Genomic DNA, 16,923 nt, shown 5'->3' on the forward strand with positions numbered 1-16,923 from the left:
ACCTGCAAATATCAGATTATACTCACTTTAATCGATTAGGGCTTTTGTAACATCTTGTTCGATAGGTTTGCCCCGGCTGCGTTTCACGCGCGGCCAGGCACCGGAATGATTCCTGCTTCGGCTATCCGCTCCGTCATGACGATCAAGAGCCGGAATGACTTAATTCAAGTACAGTTTTACGGACGGCCGTCCTTCCGGGGGTACCATGTCACGGCTCAAGATTTCCCACACGCTTATTGCCCTTTTCCTCGTGGTTGCCGTTATCGTCTCGGCACTTGCCGTTTCATCTCTCGGCGGCATCAAGATGATGAACGAGCGCAACAACGAGATCGCCACCACCTGGCTGCCGCGCGTCTCGCTTTCCCGCGCGCTCGAAACGCAGCTTTCCGATACCCGCATGGCGTTTGCGCGCCATCTGATTTCCCTGACCCCGTTTGAAAAGAAGGCGGCGGAGAAGGTCATCGGCGAGACCGTCGCAGGCTTCAACAAGCTCGCCGACGAATATTCAAGCCTGATGGTCACCGATGCCGACAAGGCAGGGCTCGACAATGTCCGGACCGCCTATCAGGCCTATCTCTCGGTCGCCGAAGGCATGGTCAAGCTCTCCAACAACCTCGAGAACATGAAGGCGCAGAGCGTCTTCAAGGTCGAGATGCGCGAGACCGAAGGCAAGGTCGACGAAGCGATCAAGGAAATGCGCGCGCTGAACCTCGCCGGTGCAGATGCCGCCGTTGCCGCAAGCTCGGCGACGCATGACCAGATCCGCATGATCGAGATCGGCGTCATCGCCCTTGCCGCCGTCATCGTGCTCGGCGCCATCCTCTATGCCGTGCGCGGCATTGCCCGCCCAATCCAGATCATCACCCGATCGATGGCACACCTTGCCGAAGGCGACACCGACAGCAGCATCCCCTATGGCGCCCGCAAGGACGAAATCGGCGAGATGGCCCGTGCAGTAGAGGTCTTCCGCCAGGCTGCGATCGCCAATCAGCATCTCGAAGCCGACGCCCAGACACAGCGCGCCAAGGCGGAAGCCGAGCGCCTTCGTGTGACGGAAGAAGCGGAAGCTGCAGCCCAGCGCCGCCTCCAGGAAGCAACAGCCGGTCTTGCCACCGGCCTGCGCCGCCTTGCCTCGGGCGATCTCGCCTTCCAGCTCAACGAACCTTTCTCGCCCGATTTCGAGCAGCTGCGTCACGACCTGAACCAGGCTGTCGCCCAGCTCGCCGACACGCTTGCCGCCGTCTCGTCAGCCTCGGGCAGCATCGACAGCGGTGCCCGCGAAGTCAGCCAGAGCGCCGACGACCTGTCGCGACGGACGGAGCAGCAGGCGGCCTCGCTGGAAGAGACCGCAGCCGCGCTCGACCAGATCACCGTCAATGTCGGCAATTCGTCGAAGCGTACCCACGAGGCCCGCACCGTTGCCGGCCAGGCCAACGAAAGCGCCCGCAAGTCCGGCGCGATCGTCTCGGGTGCGGTCGACGCCATGGGCCGCATCGAGCATTCGTCGAGCCAGATTTCCAACATCATCGGCGTGATCGACGAGATCGCTTTCCAGACCAACCTGCTGGCTCTCAATGCCGGCGTCGAAGCCGCCCGCGCCGGTGATGCCGGCAAGGGCTTCGCCGTCGTCGCCCAGGAAGTGCGCGAGCTTGCCCAGCGCTCGGCCAACGCGGCCAAGGAAATCAAGGATCTGATCCGCAACTCCGCCGTCGAAGTCGAAAGCGGTGTCCGGCTCGTTCGCGAAACCGGCGAAGCTTTGCGCACGATCGAAGGCTTCATCGTCACGATCAACCAGCACATGGACGCGATCGCCGTCTCGGCACAGGAACAGTCCGCCGGGCTTTCCGAAGTCAACACGGCCGTCAACCAGATGGACCAGGTCACGCAGCAGAACGCGGCAATGGTCGAGGAAGCCAATGCGGCAAGCGCCCAACTTGCCCAGGAAGCCGGCCGTCTGCGCGAGCTGATCGCACGCTTCACGCTGGGCGAGGCCGGTGGTCACGGTTACGCCCAATCGTCCAACGCATCGCGTTGGGCCGCCTGATCGCGACCCGAGGTGACGCGCACGTCGTGTGACACGCAAACGGTCGCCGATCGCGAGAATTTCTTGCCGAACAAAATGAAACGGCCGCCAGAAATGGCGGCCGTTTCTTTGTCGGCGATGGAGTTACCGTGAAACGCCGGAGGTTTGTGTCGACAAAGGCGGCAATTATAACTATCACTAATGTTACTGCCATTTCACATGGCACCTCATGAAATTCCAGCGACGATCATGAAGAAGACATTTGAAGTTTCCGATAGACTGTTCGAGCTTTACCACCGGGTTCACCGGCTGGTGAACGAATCGATGACCGAGGAAGGCGTGTCGCTGGCGCGCAGCAAGTTCCTCTTCTTCCTCAGCAAGCTCGGCCCCTGTCGCTCGACCGACATCGCCTGTGCGCTGAACTTTGCGCCGCGCACGGTCACCGAAGCGATCGACGGCCTAGAGCGTGACCGCCTGGTCATGCGCAAGCCCGATCCCGAGGACCGGCGCGCCAAGATTGTCTCGATCACCGAAACCGGCCGCATCGTTCTGGAAGCTGCCGAACATCCCCGCAAACAGCTGCTCGAGGAGATCTTCTCGGCCCTCGACGATGAAGAACTCGACGCGCTCTACGATATCGTCGGCAAGCTGGTCGACCGGACGGACGAGATCCGCAAGCGCAAGGATGAGGCCGAAGAGGCTGCGCAGGTCGCGATCGCCCGCTAGGAGCGTTCTCGCTCGTCGCAAATCACAAGTGCCGAAACAGAAAGAGGCCGGGACGTCATGTCCCGGCCTCTCCCGTTTTCTCCGGGCGGTAACGCTTACATCGCGTTGATGGCGCCAATGGAGAAGAACAGGGTTTCGCCAGAGGAGTCGTCGACGCCGTCATTGTCGGTGACGACATAGCCGTTTCCGGCGGCATCGACGGTGAAGCCTTCGACCTTGTCGACGACGTAGCCATTCAGCGCCTTCAGTTCCGGAATGAGGTCACGAACCTCTTCCTTCTTGACGACGGGCAGTTCACCGCCAAGGGCAGCTGGCTTCAGTTCCGAGAGCGCAACGCGATAGATCTTCTTGAGCTTGGCAGCCTGACCGATCAGGTTGTCGCGCTCGATGACATAGGCATAGTCGCCGTGGACGGAAATTTCCGACAGACCAACCCAGCCGTCACCGGCCTTTTCGAGTGGGTAGCGCACGGCGCCCCATTCTTCGCTCTTCGGGTTGTAGGAGACGAGCTTGACGAAGCCCTTCTCGTCATCCTTCCATTCGCGCTGAACCGCCATCCACAGCGTCTGCTCGTCGCCTTCGCCGACAACGGTGATGCCTTCGAAGCCGAAGCGGGTTTCGCCGGCGCGCAGCGCTTCCGGCAGGGCGATTTCCTTCTTGATCTCACCCTTCTTGTTCACGTGGAAGATCGCGTGGCTGTAGAGCTTGTCGGAGTTGCCTTCCGACGCGAGCCAGAAGCCCCCTTCCCCGTCATTGGCGATGCCTTCGATGTCGAGCTTCTGAGCCGGTGCGCCGTCACGGGTGATGGCGAGCGCTTCGGTGATCAACGCCGGCTTCTGGGTCGCGTCGATCGTGAAGATCGTCGGCTGCGACGAGTAGACCGAATCATTGACGGCGCGCAGGAAGCCGGGCTTGTCGGCGACGGCAACGAGACCGGAGAGCGCACCGAACCCGATCGGCAGGCCGTCCTTCTCGGCGGAGCGGATCTGCGGATAGGCTGCTTCGCCCTCGGCACGCTCATAGATCATGACGTGCGAGCGTGCGCCGCCATCCTCGACGAGATCGACTTCGTTTGCGGTCGCAAACAGATTGCGCGACGGGATCGCGACGGCGCCTTCCGGCGAAATGCCCGACGGCAGGAGCTGCAGCAGCTCAGGCTCTGCGCCGGTGTCCTTGTAGACGCCGACGACAGATGCGCGCTCGGCCAGCACGAAGAACAGATTGTCCTCGCCGAACTTCGCCGCTTCCAGCCCCTCGGGCTCGACGCCCTTGGCGGAAGAGCGCTTCTCTGGATAGTGGCCGATGGCGGCAATCGCGTGCTCGAAACTCGCGCCCGATTCGAACAGCACCTTGCCGGTGGTGTCGAAGATCGTGAAGCCGCGCGAACCGCCTTCATAGTCGCCTTCGTTGGCAACGACGATGCGGTTGTCGTCGAGCCACTTCACCGCATCGGGCTCGCGCTTGCGGCCCGGCTGCTCGTCCTTGAAGGCAATCGCGCCGTTACGCTTGGTGTCGATGTTCTTGAGGTCGACCGTGCCAGCGGAGAAGTGCGTCTTCACGGTCCCCGTCTTGCCGTCGATAATGACGATGTGATTGTTTTCCTGCAGGGTCAGCGCGATCTCGTCCTTGCCGTTGAAGGAAACGAACTCCGGCTCCGGGTCTTCCCCGGCGATCTCGGCAAGACCGGTCAGCGTCACGCGCTTCAGCGAACCGCAATCGGCAACACCATCCTTCAGCGACAGGATGACGAGGTCGCCGGCCGGCATCTGCGGGATCTTGCCATCGTTCAGCTCTTCGTCGCGCTCGTTTTCGATGGCGATGGCAGCAAGCGTGCGGTCCTTGTTGACGGCGATCGAATCCGGCTGGCCGCCGAGATCGCAGGTCGCATCGACTTTCTTCGACGCCAGATCGACAATCGCCAGAAGCCCCGACGGCTTGACGAAGCTCTCGCGCGTGTTGACCGCGACGAGTGCCTTTGCACCGGCGATGGTGACGGAGGTCGGCTCGCCGTCAAAGGAAACCGTGCCGGCTGCCTTGGGCGCCTTGGCATCGGTGATGTCGATCAGGCCGACGCGCTTGCCGGGGCTGTCGGAATAGACGAGCAGATTGCCGTCTTCGCTGGCCGTGATGATTTCGGCGGATGTCGGCGTCTTGCGCGCATCGCCTTCCGGCAGGTTATCGGCAACAGCAAAGGATGCAATGCGGTTGAAGACGGGCTCGGCCGCCGCAGGAAATGCTGCGGAGGCAAGAAGAACGGCCGCGAGCGCGGTCACGCGCGAAGTGATGGTCATGAAATCCCCCATGTGCGAACACTGAAAACATGGGGGTTCTGCGCGATGCCGATGACAGCCGAATGACAACGCTCGGGTTTTACACCGTTCCGGTCGCCGGAGCGGCGCGCTCGCGCCGCATCTCGTTGCGCATGATGAACAGCGAAGCGCCAAGGATCAGCACGGCGCCGACCCAAAGATACCCTGTCGGCGCGTAACCGAAGACCAGCCAGCCGGCAAAGACGTTGAGCGGCAGCTTCAGGTCGTCGAAAGGCTGCACATAGGCGGCGTCGGCCACCGTATAGGCAAGCGTCAGCAGATATTGGGCGACGACGGTCAGGATCCCGGCAAGCAGCAGGAAGCCGAGCGCTGCGCCATCGGGCACGGTGAAACCGGCCGAAAGCGCGATGGCGCCGTTGATCGGCGACAGAAGCACAAGCAGCCAGACAGTGATCGTTTCGGGGCGCTCAAGACTGGTGAGGCTCTTGGTGATGAGCGACGAAGCCCCCCACAAAAGCGCCGACAGGATCGGCAGAAGGGCGGCCCAGCTGAAACTGTCCGACCAGGGTTCGAGAATGATCATCGCCCCGGCGAAGCCAACCGCGGTTGCTGCCCAGCGCGCCGCGCCGACACGTTCGCCGAGAAACAGGCGGGCGCCGAGGATGATGAAGAACGGCGAGGTCATGACCAGCGCGATCGCCTGCCAGATCGGCACGTGCGCAAGCCCCGAGACCCAGGCCCCGACCCCGAAGGCGGCCAGCACCACGCGCACGACGTGGCGCCAGGGATAGTCGGTGCGCATGGCCGAGAGCCCGGCGCGTCGCAGAAACGGCAGCGAGAAGAGGAAGGCGAAGGCATATTGCCAGAACGCCATGGCGGTGGCGGGGAAACCGAGCTTCATCGTCAGCCATTGGGTGACGACATTGAGGCCGGCAAAGGCGATCCCGGCCAGCACCATGAAGCCGGCTCCGGCCATGGCGCGCGAGGAGGAAAAACCGAGGGAAGTCTGATTCATGTCATGCACCCTGAAAGCGGACCAAACACAAATCAGGACGCATGAGCGCACGACACGACCCCGGGCATCCCTGCCCTTCGTGCCGGCGACCATTCTCTTTCATCCGGACTATGACCGTCGGCTCCGGAGTTGCACCGGATCTGCTGACCCTCCCCCAAGAAATCGAGGAGAGGCGCTCGCGGGCTTGGGCCATCTTCGCGCGTCTTCAAGACGTAGCGCTGTCATGCCCTTACCGCCGGTGGGGACTTTCACCCCGCCCTGAGAATGGGCAAGCCCTAGAGCAAATGGTGGGTACCCGCAAGGGCTGCCCCAAAATGCGAAAGGGTCCGGCTTGCGCCGAACCCTCGAATACCTGGACTGCCGGCCTCGTGTCCGGCCGCCAAGCAAATCTCATCAGCCGTTGACGGCATCCTTCAGGCCCTTGCCGGCCGTGAACTTCGGCACGTTGCGTGCCGGGATGTCAACTTCCGCACCCGTGGACGGGTTACGGCCCTTCGAGGCTTCGCGGCGCGAAACCGAGAAGTTGCCGAAGCCGACCAGGCGAATGTCGCCGCCGTTCTTCAGCTCAGCCTGGATGGTCTCGAAAACTGCATCAACTGCAGAAGATGCGTCGGTCTTGGAAAGTCCGGCCTTCTCAGCAACGGCAGACACGAGCTCATTTTTGTTCATGTTTCCACCCCTTTCAGATTGGTTCGAAACGACTGTGTTTTAAGGCGCGGCGGCTTGCGCTTCGCCCGCGTCTTGCCTTTCCCAATTGCGCCTAATCCCTTGGAATGCAAGGCTTGTAGGGCGCTTTTACAACAAAAAAGACCGGCCAATGGCCGGTCTTCCCAATTTTTCTGCAAAATGAGCGCCGCGCGAGCCGGCGGCGCCCATTTTCGAGCACCCGTTAGTGGGCGATCGAAGAGCCTGCTTCGTCCTGCGAATCAACCGGTGCAACGGTTGCCGGCTCGTTTGCCGGGTCCCATTCGATCGGTTCCGGCATGCGCACCAGAGCGTGTTCGAGCACTTCGCCCATCCGCGAAACCGGGATGATTTCGAGCGCGTTCTTCACGTTGTCCGGGATCTCGGCAAGATCCTTGGCGTTCTCTTCCGGAATCAGCACCTTCTTGATGCCACCCCGAAGCGCTGCCAGGAGCTTCTCCTTAAGACCGCCGATCGGCAGCACGCGGCCGCGCAGCGTGATCTCGCCAGTCATGGCGACATCCTTGGAGATCGGGATACCGGTCATGATCGACACGATCGTGGTTGCCATGGCGACACCCGCCGACGGGCCATCCTTCGGCGTCGCACCTTCCGGCACGTGCACGTGGATGTCACGCTTGTCGAACAGCGGCGGCTCGATGCCGAAGTCGATCGCGCGCGAGCGGACATAGGATGCCGCTGCCGAAATCGATTCCTTCATCACGTCGCGCAGGTTGCCGGTGACGGTCATGCGGCCCTTGCCGGGCATCATGACGCCTTCGATCGTCAGCAGCTCGCCGCCGACCTCGGTCCATGCGAGACCGGTGACAACACCGATCTGGTCGTCACGTTCGGCTTCGCCGTGGCGGAAGCGCGGAACGCCCAGGTAATCGTTGATGTTGGCAGCGGTCACTTCGACCTTCTTGGCCTTGCCCTTGATGATCTCGGTCACGGCCTTGCGGGCGAGCTTCATCAGCTCGCGCTCGAAGTTACGCACACCGGCTTCGCGGGTGTAGGTCTGGATGACCGCCATCAGCGCGCCGTCGGTGACCGAGAACTCCTTCGGCTGCAGCGCGTGGTCACGGATCGCCTTCGGCAGCAGGTGCCGCTTGGCGATTTCCAGCTTTTCCTCTTCGGTGTAGCCGGCGATGCGGATCACTTCCATGCGGTCCATCAACGGCGCCGGGATATTCAGCGTGTTGGCGGTGGTGATGAACATCACGTTGGACAGGTCGTATTCGACTTCCAGGTAGTGGTCCATGAAGGTCGAGTTCTGTTCCGGATCCAGCACCTCGAGCAGCGCCGACGACGGATCGCCGCGGAAGTCCTGGCCCATCTTGTCGATTTCGTCGAGCAGGAACAGCGGGTTGGACCGCTTCGCCTTCTTCATCGACTGAACGACCTTGCCCGGCATGGAGCCGATATAGGTGCGGCGGTGGCCACGGATTTCGGCTTCGTCACGAACACCGCCGAGTGCCATGCGCACGTATTCGCGGCCGGTCGCCTTGGCGATCGACTTGGCGAGCGAGGTCTTGCCGACGCCCGGAGGGCCGACGAGGCACAGGATCGGGCCCTTGATCTTGGTCGAACGGGCTTGCACGGCGAGATACTCGACGATGCGCTCCTTGACCTTGTCGAGGCCGAAGTGATCGACGTTGAGCACCTCCTCGGCATGGTTCAGATCGGTCTTGATCTTCGACTTCTTGCCCCAGGGCAGACCGAGCAGCCAATCCAGGTAGTTGCGAACGACGGTGGCTTCCGCCGACATCGGGCTCATCTGGCGCAGCTTCTTCAGCTCCGCGTCAGCCTTTTCGCGCGCTTCCTTGGAAAGCTTGGTCTTGGCGATACGCTCTTCGATCTCGGCCATCTCGTCGCGGCCGTCTTCGCCGTCGCCGAGTTCCTTCTGGATCGCCTTCATCTGTTCGTTGAGGTAGTATTCGCGCTGGGTCTTCTCCATCTGGCGCTTGACGCGCGAGCGGATGCGCTTTTCCACCTGCAGGACGGAGATCTCGCCTTCCATGAAGCCGAGCGCCTTTTCCAGGCGCATCTTCACGCTGGTGGTCTCCAACATTTCCTGCTTTTCGACGATCTTGATCGAAAGGTGCGAAGCCACCGTGTCGGCCAGCTTCGAATAGTCCTCGATCTGGCTGGCAACACCGACGACCTCGGGGGAGATCTTCTTGTTGAGCTTCACGTAGCTTTCGAACTCGGAGACGACCGAGCGGCTGAGCGCCTCGATCTCGACCGGGTCTTCCTCCGGCTCGCTCAGCGTGTGCGCGGCAGCCTCGTAGAATTCTTCGCGCGGCGTGTAGCCGTCGATCTTGGCGCGCGCGCGGCCTTCGACCAGCACCTTGACGGTGCCGTCGGGCAGCTTCAGCAGTTGCAGGACGTTGGCGATGGTGCCGACTTCGTAGATCGCGGACGGTTCCGGATCGTCGTCGGTGGCGTTGATCTGGGTGGCAAGCATGATCTGCTTGTCGGTGCCCATGACTTCCTCAAGCGCACGGATCGACTTTTCGCGGCCGACGAAAAGCGGCACGATCATGTGCGGGAAGACTACGATGTCGCGGAGCGGCAGGACCGGGTAGGTCGCGCTTTCAGTCGCCGGTGACGTTTTGTTCGTCATGTCATTTCCTTTCCGTCCCGATTTCGGGCCCGTTTCCGGGAGCCCTACAGGCACTCCCGGCTGTCATATTTTCCACATGAAAGTGGAGTGCAACCGCGTCCATTTCAAGGCTCGACGCAGACATCCACAAACTGTGGCCGGGTCCTTCTGACTACGCATCAATGCTGTTGCGGACCTTGCGACGGACTACAAGCTCTTGGACCGCAACCATCAAGGTCCTTCATTGAATCGTTACATCATTGCGTTGTTTGCGGCACTTTAGCAACAATCGAATTGTGAAATCTGCGCCCCTGCGTCCGTGTCTCAACAGCTAAGTGTGAAGACATGAAGTAGACATGAAAAAGCCCGCTCAAGGCGGGCTTCTCAAAGGATATTTCAGGACGCTCAGGCCGAAACGTTGGTCTTTTCGTCCGACCGTTCCGAGTAGATGTAAAGCGGCCGGGCAGAGCCCTTGACCACCTCGTCGGAGATGACCACTTCGCGCACGCCTTCGAGCGTCGGCAGCTCGAACATGGTGTCGAGCAGGATCTTTTCCATAATCGAGCGAAGGCCACGGGCACCGGTCTTGCGCACGATCGCCCGGCGGGCAATCTCGCGAAGCGCGTCCTCGTGGAAGGTCAGTTCGACGTCTTCCATCTCGAACAGGCGCTGGTACTGCTTGATCAGAGCGTTCTTCGGCTCGGACAGGATCTGGATCAGCGCATCTTCATCGAGATCTTCGAGCGTCGCCAGAACCGGCAGACGACCGATGAATTCCGGGATCAGGCCGAACTTGACGAGATCTTCCGGCTCCAGTTCGCGCAGAACTTCGCCGACACGGCGATCTTCCGGCGAGCGGACCGTTGCGCCGAAACCGATCGAGGTCTTCTCGCCACGGGCGGAGATGATCTTGTCGAGGCCGGCAAAGGCGCCGCCACAGATGAAGAGAATATTGGTCGTATCCACTTGCAGGAATTCCTGCTGCGGATGCTTCCGGCCGCCCTGCGGCGGTACCGAGGCAACTGTGCCTTCCATGATCTTCAGAAGCGCCTGCTGCACGCCCTCGCCCGATACGTCGCGCGTTATCGACGGATTGTCGGACTTGCGCGAAATTTTGTCGACTTCGTCAATGTAGACGATGCCGCGCTGGGCGCGCTCGACGTTGTAGTCGGCCGCCTGGAGCAGCTTCAGGATGATGTTCTCGACGTCTTCACCGACGTAACCGGCTTCGGTCAGCGTCGTGGCGTCGGCCATGGTGAACGGCACGTCGATGATACGGGCGAGCGTCTGGGCGAGATAGGTCTTGCCGCAGCCGGTCGGGCCGACCAGCATGATGTTCGACTTCGCCAGTTCGACGTCGCTGCCCTTGGCGGCGTGCGCCAGGCGCTTGTAGTGGTTGTGAACGGCGACCGACAGGATGCGCTTGGCCTGCTGCTGGCCGATGACGTATTCGTCCAGAACCTTGATGATTTCCTGAGGGGTCGGAACACCGTCGCGGGACTTGACCATCGAGGTCTTGTTCTCTTCGCGAATGATGTCCATGCACAGTTCGACGCATTCATCGCAGATGAACACGGTCGGTCCGGCAATCAGCTTGCGGACTTCGTGCTGGCTCTTGCCGCAGAACGAACAATAAAGTGTATTCTTCGAGTCACCGCCGTTGCTTCCGCTGACCTTGCTCATTTCGACTTCCTTCCAGCACGCCGGACACTTTCAAGATAAGTATCGCGGACCACTCAATTTGCCTTGCGCCTCAACCTTACGCAGGGCTTCCGGGAGTACTTACCGCCCCTGGCGAAGACGCCCGACGCGGCCGCAACGACTCTCCCAACTCGAACCAACACTACGCCGTCAGATTCCAACATAGCATTAATGGTTCATATTACCGGCTTTACCCTGTCGATAAAGCCCTTGAGCCATTACAATTGTGTCACAATTACATCTATCCCGACACAAATGCGCGTTATCAGGCCTGCTCGCCGCCTTCGATTTCTTCGCGCGAGGTCAGCACCTTGTCAACGAGGCCCCAGCTCAGAGCTTCGTCCGCATTCATGAAATGATCGCGATCGAGCGTCTGCTCGACTTCCTCGTAGGTGCGGCCGCAATGCTTGACGTAAACCTCGTTGAGGCGACGCTTCATCTTCAGGATGTCCTTGGCGTGACGCTCGATATCCGAGGCCTGGCCCTGGAAGCCGCCCGAGGGCTGGTGAACCATGATGCGCGCGTTCGGCGTGGCGAAACGCATGTCCTTGTGGCCGGCGGCCAGGAGCAGCGAACCCATCGAGGCGGCCTGGCCGACGCAGAGCGTCGAAACGGCCGGCTTGATGAACTGCATCGTGTCGTAGATCGCCATGCCCGACGTGACGACGCCGCCCGGCGAGTTGATGTAGAGCGCGATTTCCTTCTTCGGGTTTTCCGCTTCGAGGAAAAGAAGCTGGGCGCAGACGAGCGTTGCCATCTGATCTTCGACCGGGCCGGTCACGAAGATGATGCGCTCCTTCAGAAGGCGCGAAAAGATATCGTAGGAACGTTCACCGCGGTTGGTCTGCTCAACAACCATCGGCACCAGTGCCAGGGCGGTATCAACGGGATTTCTCATATCGAACCTTCATCAATCGGGCTCGCAAAACCTTTGCGAACCGGGAATCACGGGATTTACCTTCTGCTCCTACATAGAGTGTCAACACCCTGCACTTCAAGTCGCGAAGCTTCGATAAGCTTAATCGAAGGCACTGTTCGCCTCGAAGTTTGGCCGTCCTCCACACATGGTTGGCGATAGAGCATTTTTCGCGCAACGTCCTCGACCAAGACCGCACACCCAGACGCTGCGCACAGGGATCAACGATATCGGTAAACGAAGCGCAAATGAGGCAAGCAAGCCACGGGTCACAGCTGCGACTCGATCGGCAGAATGCGGATCAGCCCGGCGATCAAGCGCCTTGTTAGGCTCGCATCCGGCTCATGGCGCACCAGCCGCTCGGAGCCATTGGCGCGATCGCGCCAGATGAGGCGTGATCCTTCGATGTCGACCCGGTAGCTGATTGCCGGCGAGGTTTCCTCCTCGAACATGGAAGCCAGTTCGCCGGCAAGTGCCGCATCCTGAAAGACCACGCCCATTTCCGTATTGAGCGAGGCTGAGCGCGGATCGAAGTTCATCGAGCCGACGAAACCGTGCAAGCCGTCCACCACGAAGGCCTTGCTGTGCAGGCTCGCATTGCGGCGTCCGAACAGCGTCATGCGGTGCCCCTCGGCAACATCGCCCTGCTCCTTCAACTCGAAGAGCGCGACGCCGGCCCGGATGAGCTTGCGGCGATATTTGACATAACCGCCGTGAACGGCGGCAACGTCGGTCGCCGCAAGCGAATTGGTGAGGACGGCGACGCGAGCGCCGCGCGAAACGATGGCGGCGAGCCCCCGTGTGCCGGCAACGCCGGGGATGAAGTAGGGCGAGATGATCCTCAAATCCCGCGTGGCAGCCTCGATCAGCGGAAAAAGCTCGCGCAACAGCCAGTTCTGGCGTCGCTGCATCAGCGCCTTTTCCGGCGGATCGGATGCCAGCCGGATATCGGAACTCCAGTGAAGCTGCCGCGTGCCGTGGTAGATCTCCGCCTCCTCCACCGCCTTGTCGATGCGTTCCAGATAGAACCGCCCCGCCGGCGTGCGGGCCAATCCGTCGACGGCCTCGCGTAGCGCGGGCAAATACTGCTTGCGCGGCGTGCGCAGCGCTGCGATCGGAAGCACGGAAGCACTGTTCCAATAGCGGTCGAACATGGCCGACGCCTGATCCAGCACCGGCCCCACCATCCAGACATCGAGATCGCGGAAATTGGAGAGTTCGGCGGCATCGAAATAGGCGTCGCCGATGTTGCGGCCGCCGGCAATCGCAACGCGGCCATCGGCCACCCAGAGCTTGTTGTGCATGCGGCGCGTGGCGCTGAAAGCGCGGATCGCCATTTCGAAGCCGCGGCGAAAGCGATCAGTGCGCGCCCGGCTCGGATTGAAGAGCCGCACGTCGATATGGGGGTGGGCGTCGAGCGCGATGCACATGCGGTCGTGGATGCCGGCATTGATGTCGTCGAGCAGCAGCCGGACGCGCACGCCGCGGTCTGCGGCGGCCAGGATCTCACGGGCGAGAAGAAGACCGGTCAGGTCGCCCTTCCAGTAATAGTACTGCAGATCGAGGCTGCGTCCGGCGCGCCGTGCCGCGTGCGCGCGCGCAACCAGGGCCTCGATATTGTCGGAAACCAGCGCCACGCCATTGGCACCCGCCTGGGCGTCAACGAGCGGCGCCAGGTAGCGGTCGAGTTCCGTGCCGGCATCGGCCAGCGGAAGGGCGTTTGACGGCGGCCCGTGCGGGCGTCGGCCGAAGCGGCCGTAGATGTAAAGCACGGTCGCCACGAGCAGTCCGAGGATGGCGGCAATGGTGAACAGGACAGAGGACCACATCGAAAACTCGTCCGCGCCGTCAGGCCGACCCCGCGCGACCCGCTTCCACCCGCTTGCCGTCTCTTGGCTCCGGCTGCACGGCCTTCAGGTCGATCGAGGCCTTTACGGGCAGATGATCCGAGGCGATCCGCGCCAGCGGCGAATCGTGCACCGCGACCGACGTCACCAGATGGTGCGGATTGCCGAGCACACGGTCGAGCGGCAACAGCGGGAAGCGCGAGGGAAAACTGGCGACCGTCGCATGGGACGGGTCGAATACCGGGCTGAGGAAGGACAGCGACGAACGCCGCCCCATCCGCCATTCGTTGAGATCACCGATGAGAAGCGTCGGTCGCCCGTTGGCATCGGATGCCGCCTCGAGGATCGCCTCGGCCTGCTGGGCGCGCGAATGCCGGAGAAGACCGAGATGGGCGGCGATGATGCGCAGCGGCCCCACTTTCAGGTCGAGATCGACGACCAGCGCACCGCGCGGCTCGACGCCAGGGAGCTTCAACTGCCGCACGTCGGAAACGGCGCCCTCGCGCAGCAACAGGACGTTGCCGTGCCAGCCATGCCCCTTGGTCGAAAAGCCGGAAATCGGCACCGAAACAAGATGCGCCTCCCGACGCAGGTGTTCGAGATCGAGAAGACCGGCGCGCTCGCCGAAGCGCTGATCGGCCTCCTGAAGCGCCACGATATCGGCACCAAGTTCACCGATGACATTGGCGGTACGGCCGGGGTCGAAGCGCCCGTCGGTGCCGACGCATTTGTGGATGTTGTAGGAGGCGATGACGATATCGCCGCGGCTGACCGCGGCTTCGCGGTGAACGACGGTGGGACGTCTCTTGCGGATCGCAGCGACGATCCCCGCCGATAGACTGGACTGGTTTTTTCCCATGCCGCTCCCTGCTTGCTGGCCGCATCATGCGCAAATAGGTCGCCTGGTGCCATAGAAAAAGGGAGAACAGGGGAAGTTTGTTCCCCTCGGATGGCGTGCCGGAAGACGCGGGCGCCGGCGGCAAACGCACGCTACCGGCGCCCCTTCCCGCTTTTCAGCTCAGTCGGCTGGCCCTGCAAACAGGATCAGGTTTCCGTCGGGATCGAGCACGATAAACGTACGCGCACCCCAGGGTTCCGTACGCAACGCTTGGTGAAAAGAGACCCCGGCCGATTGGTAGCCCAGGTACAATTGCTTGATGTCATTGGCGGTATCGAGGGCGATGGAGGCGGAAAGCAGGTGCTCGCGCTGCCGGATGTCGCCGACGAAGACGGGTTCGCAAACGAGACGCAGAGCGAGCCGAGCATTGTCCCGGATCACCTGCCCATAGAAGGGCGGATCGCCGTAGACGAAATCGACCGCAAAGCCGAGCTTCTCGGTGAAGAAGTCGCACGCGGCCCCGATATCGGCAACGAACAACTGTGCGGCTGTCGATTGCAGCACAGGCAGCGGTGTGGCGGGTTTCGATTGTTTGGTCATTGTCAGGGCTCCTGATTTGAGCACCTGCCAACTGTCAAATCCCGATTGACGCGCGACGAGTTCCTGCGCGTCGGCGAGCTTGAACTCAGCCGTCAGAATGGCGTGATCGTCAAGATCGCGGAAGCGCGGCAAGGCAGCCCTGATCTCGGCGGCGACCGGATAGTACTGGTCGCGATGCCATCTGAGGTATTGCTTCGCCTGCTTCTTCAGGTTTTCAAGGTTTGGCATGGGCGCAACTACGGTCTGTGTTCCGTAGGCGGGCGTTGCCCTTTCAGCCCTCTGCCGATGCGCCCTACGCAGCCAATGGAGATTGGCCGCCATGGCACGTGCTGTCAACGCCCTGATGGCCGCGGGTGCAGATATCCGCCCTTGCCGGCCGAACGGTGGTTCACTTAGACATAAGGGCCATTGAAGTCCGCGAAGAGCCCCTGCCATGCCTGCCATTTCCATCGACCGCGCGCTGAGGCGCGTTTCCATCGACGCGCGCGATCCAGCCTTCTACCGCGACCCGCTCGCAGCCTATGCCGAGATCCATGCGCAGTGCCCGGCCTTCTTCTGGGAGGAACGGCAGCAGTGGTATTTCGCTGGCTACGACCAGGTGAACGCGCTTCTGCGCGACCGGCGCTTCGGCCGGCAGATCCTGCATGTGGCGACGCGCGACGAACTTGGCCTGCCGGCGCCGAAGCCGCATTTGAAGGATTTCGACGCGCTCGAAGAACATTCGCTGCTGGAGCTTGAGCCGCCCGCACACACCCGGCTGCGCACCCTCGTCAACCGCGCCTTCGTCTCGCGGCAGATCGAACAGCTGCGGCCAGACATCGAGCAACTGTCCCATACCCTGATCGACGCCTTTGCCGATGACGGCAAGGTCGAACTACTGAAGAGCTTTGCCGAAACGCTTCCCGTGACGATCATCGCCCGCATGCTCGGCATTCCCATCGAGGCAGCGCCCGATCTGCTCGACTGGTCGCATCGCATGGTTCGGATGTATGTCTTCAACCCCAGCTACGAGACCGAACTCGACGCCAACCAGGCTTCCGCGGATTTTGCCGATTATCTGCGCGGCATCATCGCCGAGAAGCGCCGCACCCCCGCGGACGACCTGCTGACACACATGATCACCTCGGAAAAGGACGGCGAGCGGCTCTCGGACGCGGAGCTGGTCTCGACCACCGCTCTCCTCCTCAATGCGGGTCACGAGGCGACCGTGCATCAGATCGGCAATGCGGTGAAGACGATCCTGCAATCCGGGCCTCCGGCGAAAGACCTGTTTGCCACGGAGACGGCAACCGCGCTGACGGTGGAGGAGTGTCTGCGCTTTGCGGCACCGCTGCATATCTTCCAGCGTTACGCGCTGTCGGATATCGAACTCGACGAAGGCGTCACGCTGCGGCAGGGCGACAAGGTCGGCCTGCTGCTCGGAGCGGCGAATGTTGACCCGAAGAAGTTCATCGACCCGAACGCCTTCCGGCCGACGCGCGACGAAGGCGCCAATGTCTCCTTCGGGGCGGGCCTGCATTTCTGCATCGGCGCGCCGCTCGCCCGCCTGGAGCTCAATCTGGCGCTGCCGATCCTGTTTCGGCGCCTGCCGAACATGCAGCTGAAGACCGAGCCCGAGGTCAAGGACGCGTTTCATTTCCACGGACTGGAACGCCTCGACCTCGTCTGGTGAGCAGCACCGAAGCCTTACGGGTCTCC

12 protein-coding genes and 1 riboswitch are annotated in these 16,923 nt (G+C 61.8%); of the genes, 3 read left to right on the forward strand and 9 right to left on the reverse strand.

Annotation, left to right across the window (positions count from 1 at the left end):
- Positions 1 to 205: 205 nt before the first annotated feature.
- Positions 206 to 2,044, forward strand: coding sequence for a methyl-accepting chemotaxis protein (locus tag IB267_RS08685; protein ID WP_192447281.1), 1,839 nt, complete (start codon positions 206 to 208; stop codon positions 2,042 to 2,044).
- A gap of 228 nt (positions 2,045 to 2,272) precedes the next feature.
- Positions 2,273 to 2,749: a MarR family winged helix-turn-helix transcriptional regulator gene (locus tag IB267_RS08690; protein WP_043611481.1), complete on the forward strand. Its 477-nt coding sequence runs from the start codon at positions 2,273 to 2,275 to the stop codon at positions 2,747 to 2,749.
- Positions 2,750 to 2,844: 95 nt separating this feature from the next.
- On the opposite strand, the gene IB267_RS08695 is transcribed toward IB267_RS08690, so the two are convergent.
- The 9 genes from IB267_RS08695 to IB267_RS08735 all read right to left on the reverse strand — a co-directional run bounded on the left by IB267_RS08695 (position 2,845) and on the right by IB267_RS08735 (position 15,453).
- On the reverse strand, positions 2,845 to 5,052 hold the full coding sequence (locus IB267_RS08695) for an esterase-like activity of phytase family protein (RefSeq protein WP_192447282.1): 2,208 nt from the start codon (positions 5,050 to 5,052) through the stop codon (positions 2,845 to 2,847).
- A 67-nt stretch (positions 5,053 to 5,119) separates the two neighbouring features.
- Positions 5,120 to 6,034, reverse strand: a complete 915-nt coding sequence (locus tag IB267_RS08700) for a DMT family transporter (RefSeq protein ID WP_192447283.1) — start codon at positions 6,032 to 6,034, stop codon at positions 5,120 to 5,122.
- 87 nt (positions 6,035 to 6,121) lie between these two features.
- A riboswitch (FMN riboswitch) is annotated at positions 6,122 to 6,304 on the reverse strand.
- A 123-nt stretch (positions 6,305 to 6,427) separates the two neighbouring features.
- Positions 6,428 to 6,703 (reverse strand): DNA-binding protein HupB, encoded by a 276-nt coding sequence (gene hupB / locus IB267_RS08705; RefSeq protein ID WP_034803616.1) that lies wholly within the window; start codon positions 6,701 to 6,703, stop codon positions 6,428 to 6,430.
- A 220-nt stretch (positions 6,704 to 6,923) separates the two neighbouring features.
- Positions 6,924 to 9,344 (reverse strand): endopeptidase La, encoded by a 2,421-nt coding sequence (gene lon / locus IB267_RS08710; RefSeq protein ID WP_043611479.1) that lies wholly within the window; start codon positions 9,342 to 9,344, stop codon positions 6,924 to 6,926.
- 384 nt (positions 9,345 to 9,728) lie between these two features.
- Positions 9,729 to 11,006, reverse strand: coding sequence for an ATP-dependent Clp protease ATP-binding subunit ClpX (gene clpX, locus IB267_RS08715; RefSeq protein WP_043611478.1), 1,278 nt, complete (start codon positions 11,004 to 11,006; stop codon positions 9,729 to 9,731).
- 283 nt (positions 11,007 to 11,289) lie between these two features.
- Positions 11,290 to 11,922: an ATP-dependent Clp protease proteolytic subunit gene (locus tag IB267_RS08720; RefSeq protein WP_034803630.1), complete on the reverse strand. Its 633-nt coding sequence runs from the start codon at positions 11,920 to 11,922 to the stop codon at positions 11,290 to 11,292.
- Positions 11,923 to 12,209: 287 nt separating this feature from the next.
- Positions 12,210 to 13,769 (reverse strand): phospholipase D family protein, encoded by a 1,560-nt coding sequence (locus IB267_RS08725; protein ID WP_192447284.1) that lies wholly within the window; start codon positions 13,767 to 13,769, stop codon positions 12,210 to 12,212.
- Positions 13,770 to 13,788: 19 nt separating this feature from the next.
- Entirely contained in the window at positions 13,789 to 14,646 is an 858-nt protein-coding gene (locus IB267_RS08730; protein WP_043611476.1) for an endonuclease/exonuclease/phosphatase family protein, read from the reverse strand.
- A 159-nt stretch (positions 14,647 to 14,805) separates the two neighbouring features.
- A complete protein-coding gene (locus IB267_RS08735; RefSeq protein ID WP_192448277.1) occupies positions 14,806 to 15,453 on the reverse strand; it encodes a VOC family protein in 648 nt (215 codons plus the stop codon).
- Between the two features lie 205 nt (positions 15,454 to 15,658).
- Between IB267_RS08735 and IB267_RS08740 the strand changes: the two genes are divergently transcribed.
- On the forward strand, positions 15,659 to 16,897 hold the full coding sequence (locus tag IB267_RS08740; protein ID WP_192447285.1) for a cytochrome P450: 1,239 nt from the start codon (positions 15,659 to 15,661) through the stop codon (positions 16,895 to 16,897).
- Positions 16,898 to 16,923: the final 26 nt, after the last annotated feature.

It is taken from the genome of Ensifer sp. ENS09 (genome assembly GCF_014852425.1).
Lineage (GTDB): Bacteria > Pseudomonadota > Alphaproteobacteria > Rhizobiales > Rhizobiaceae > Ensifer.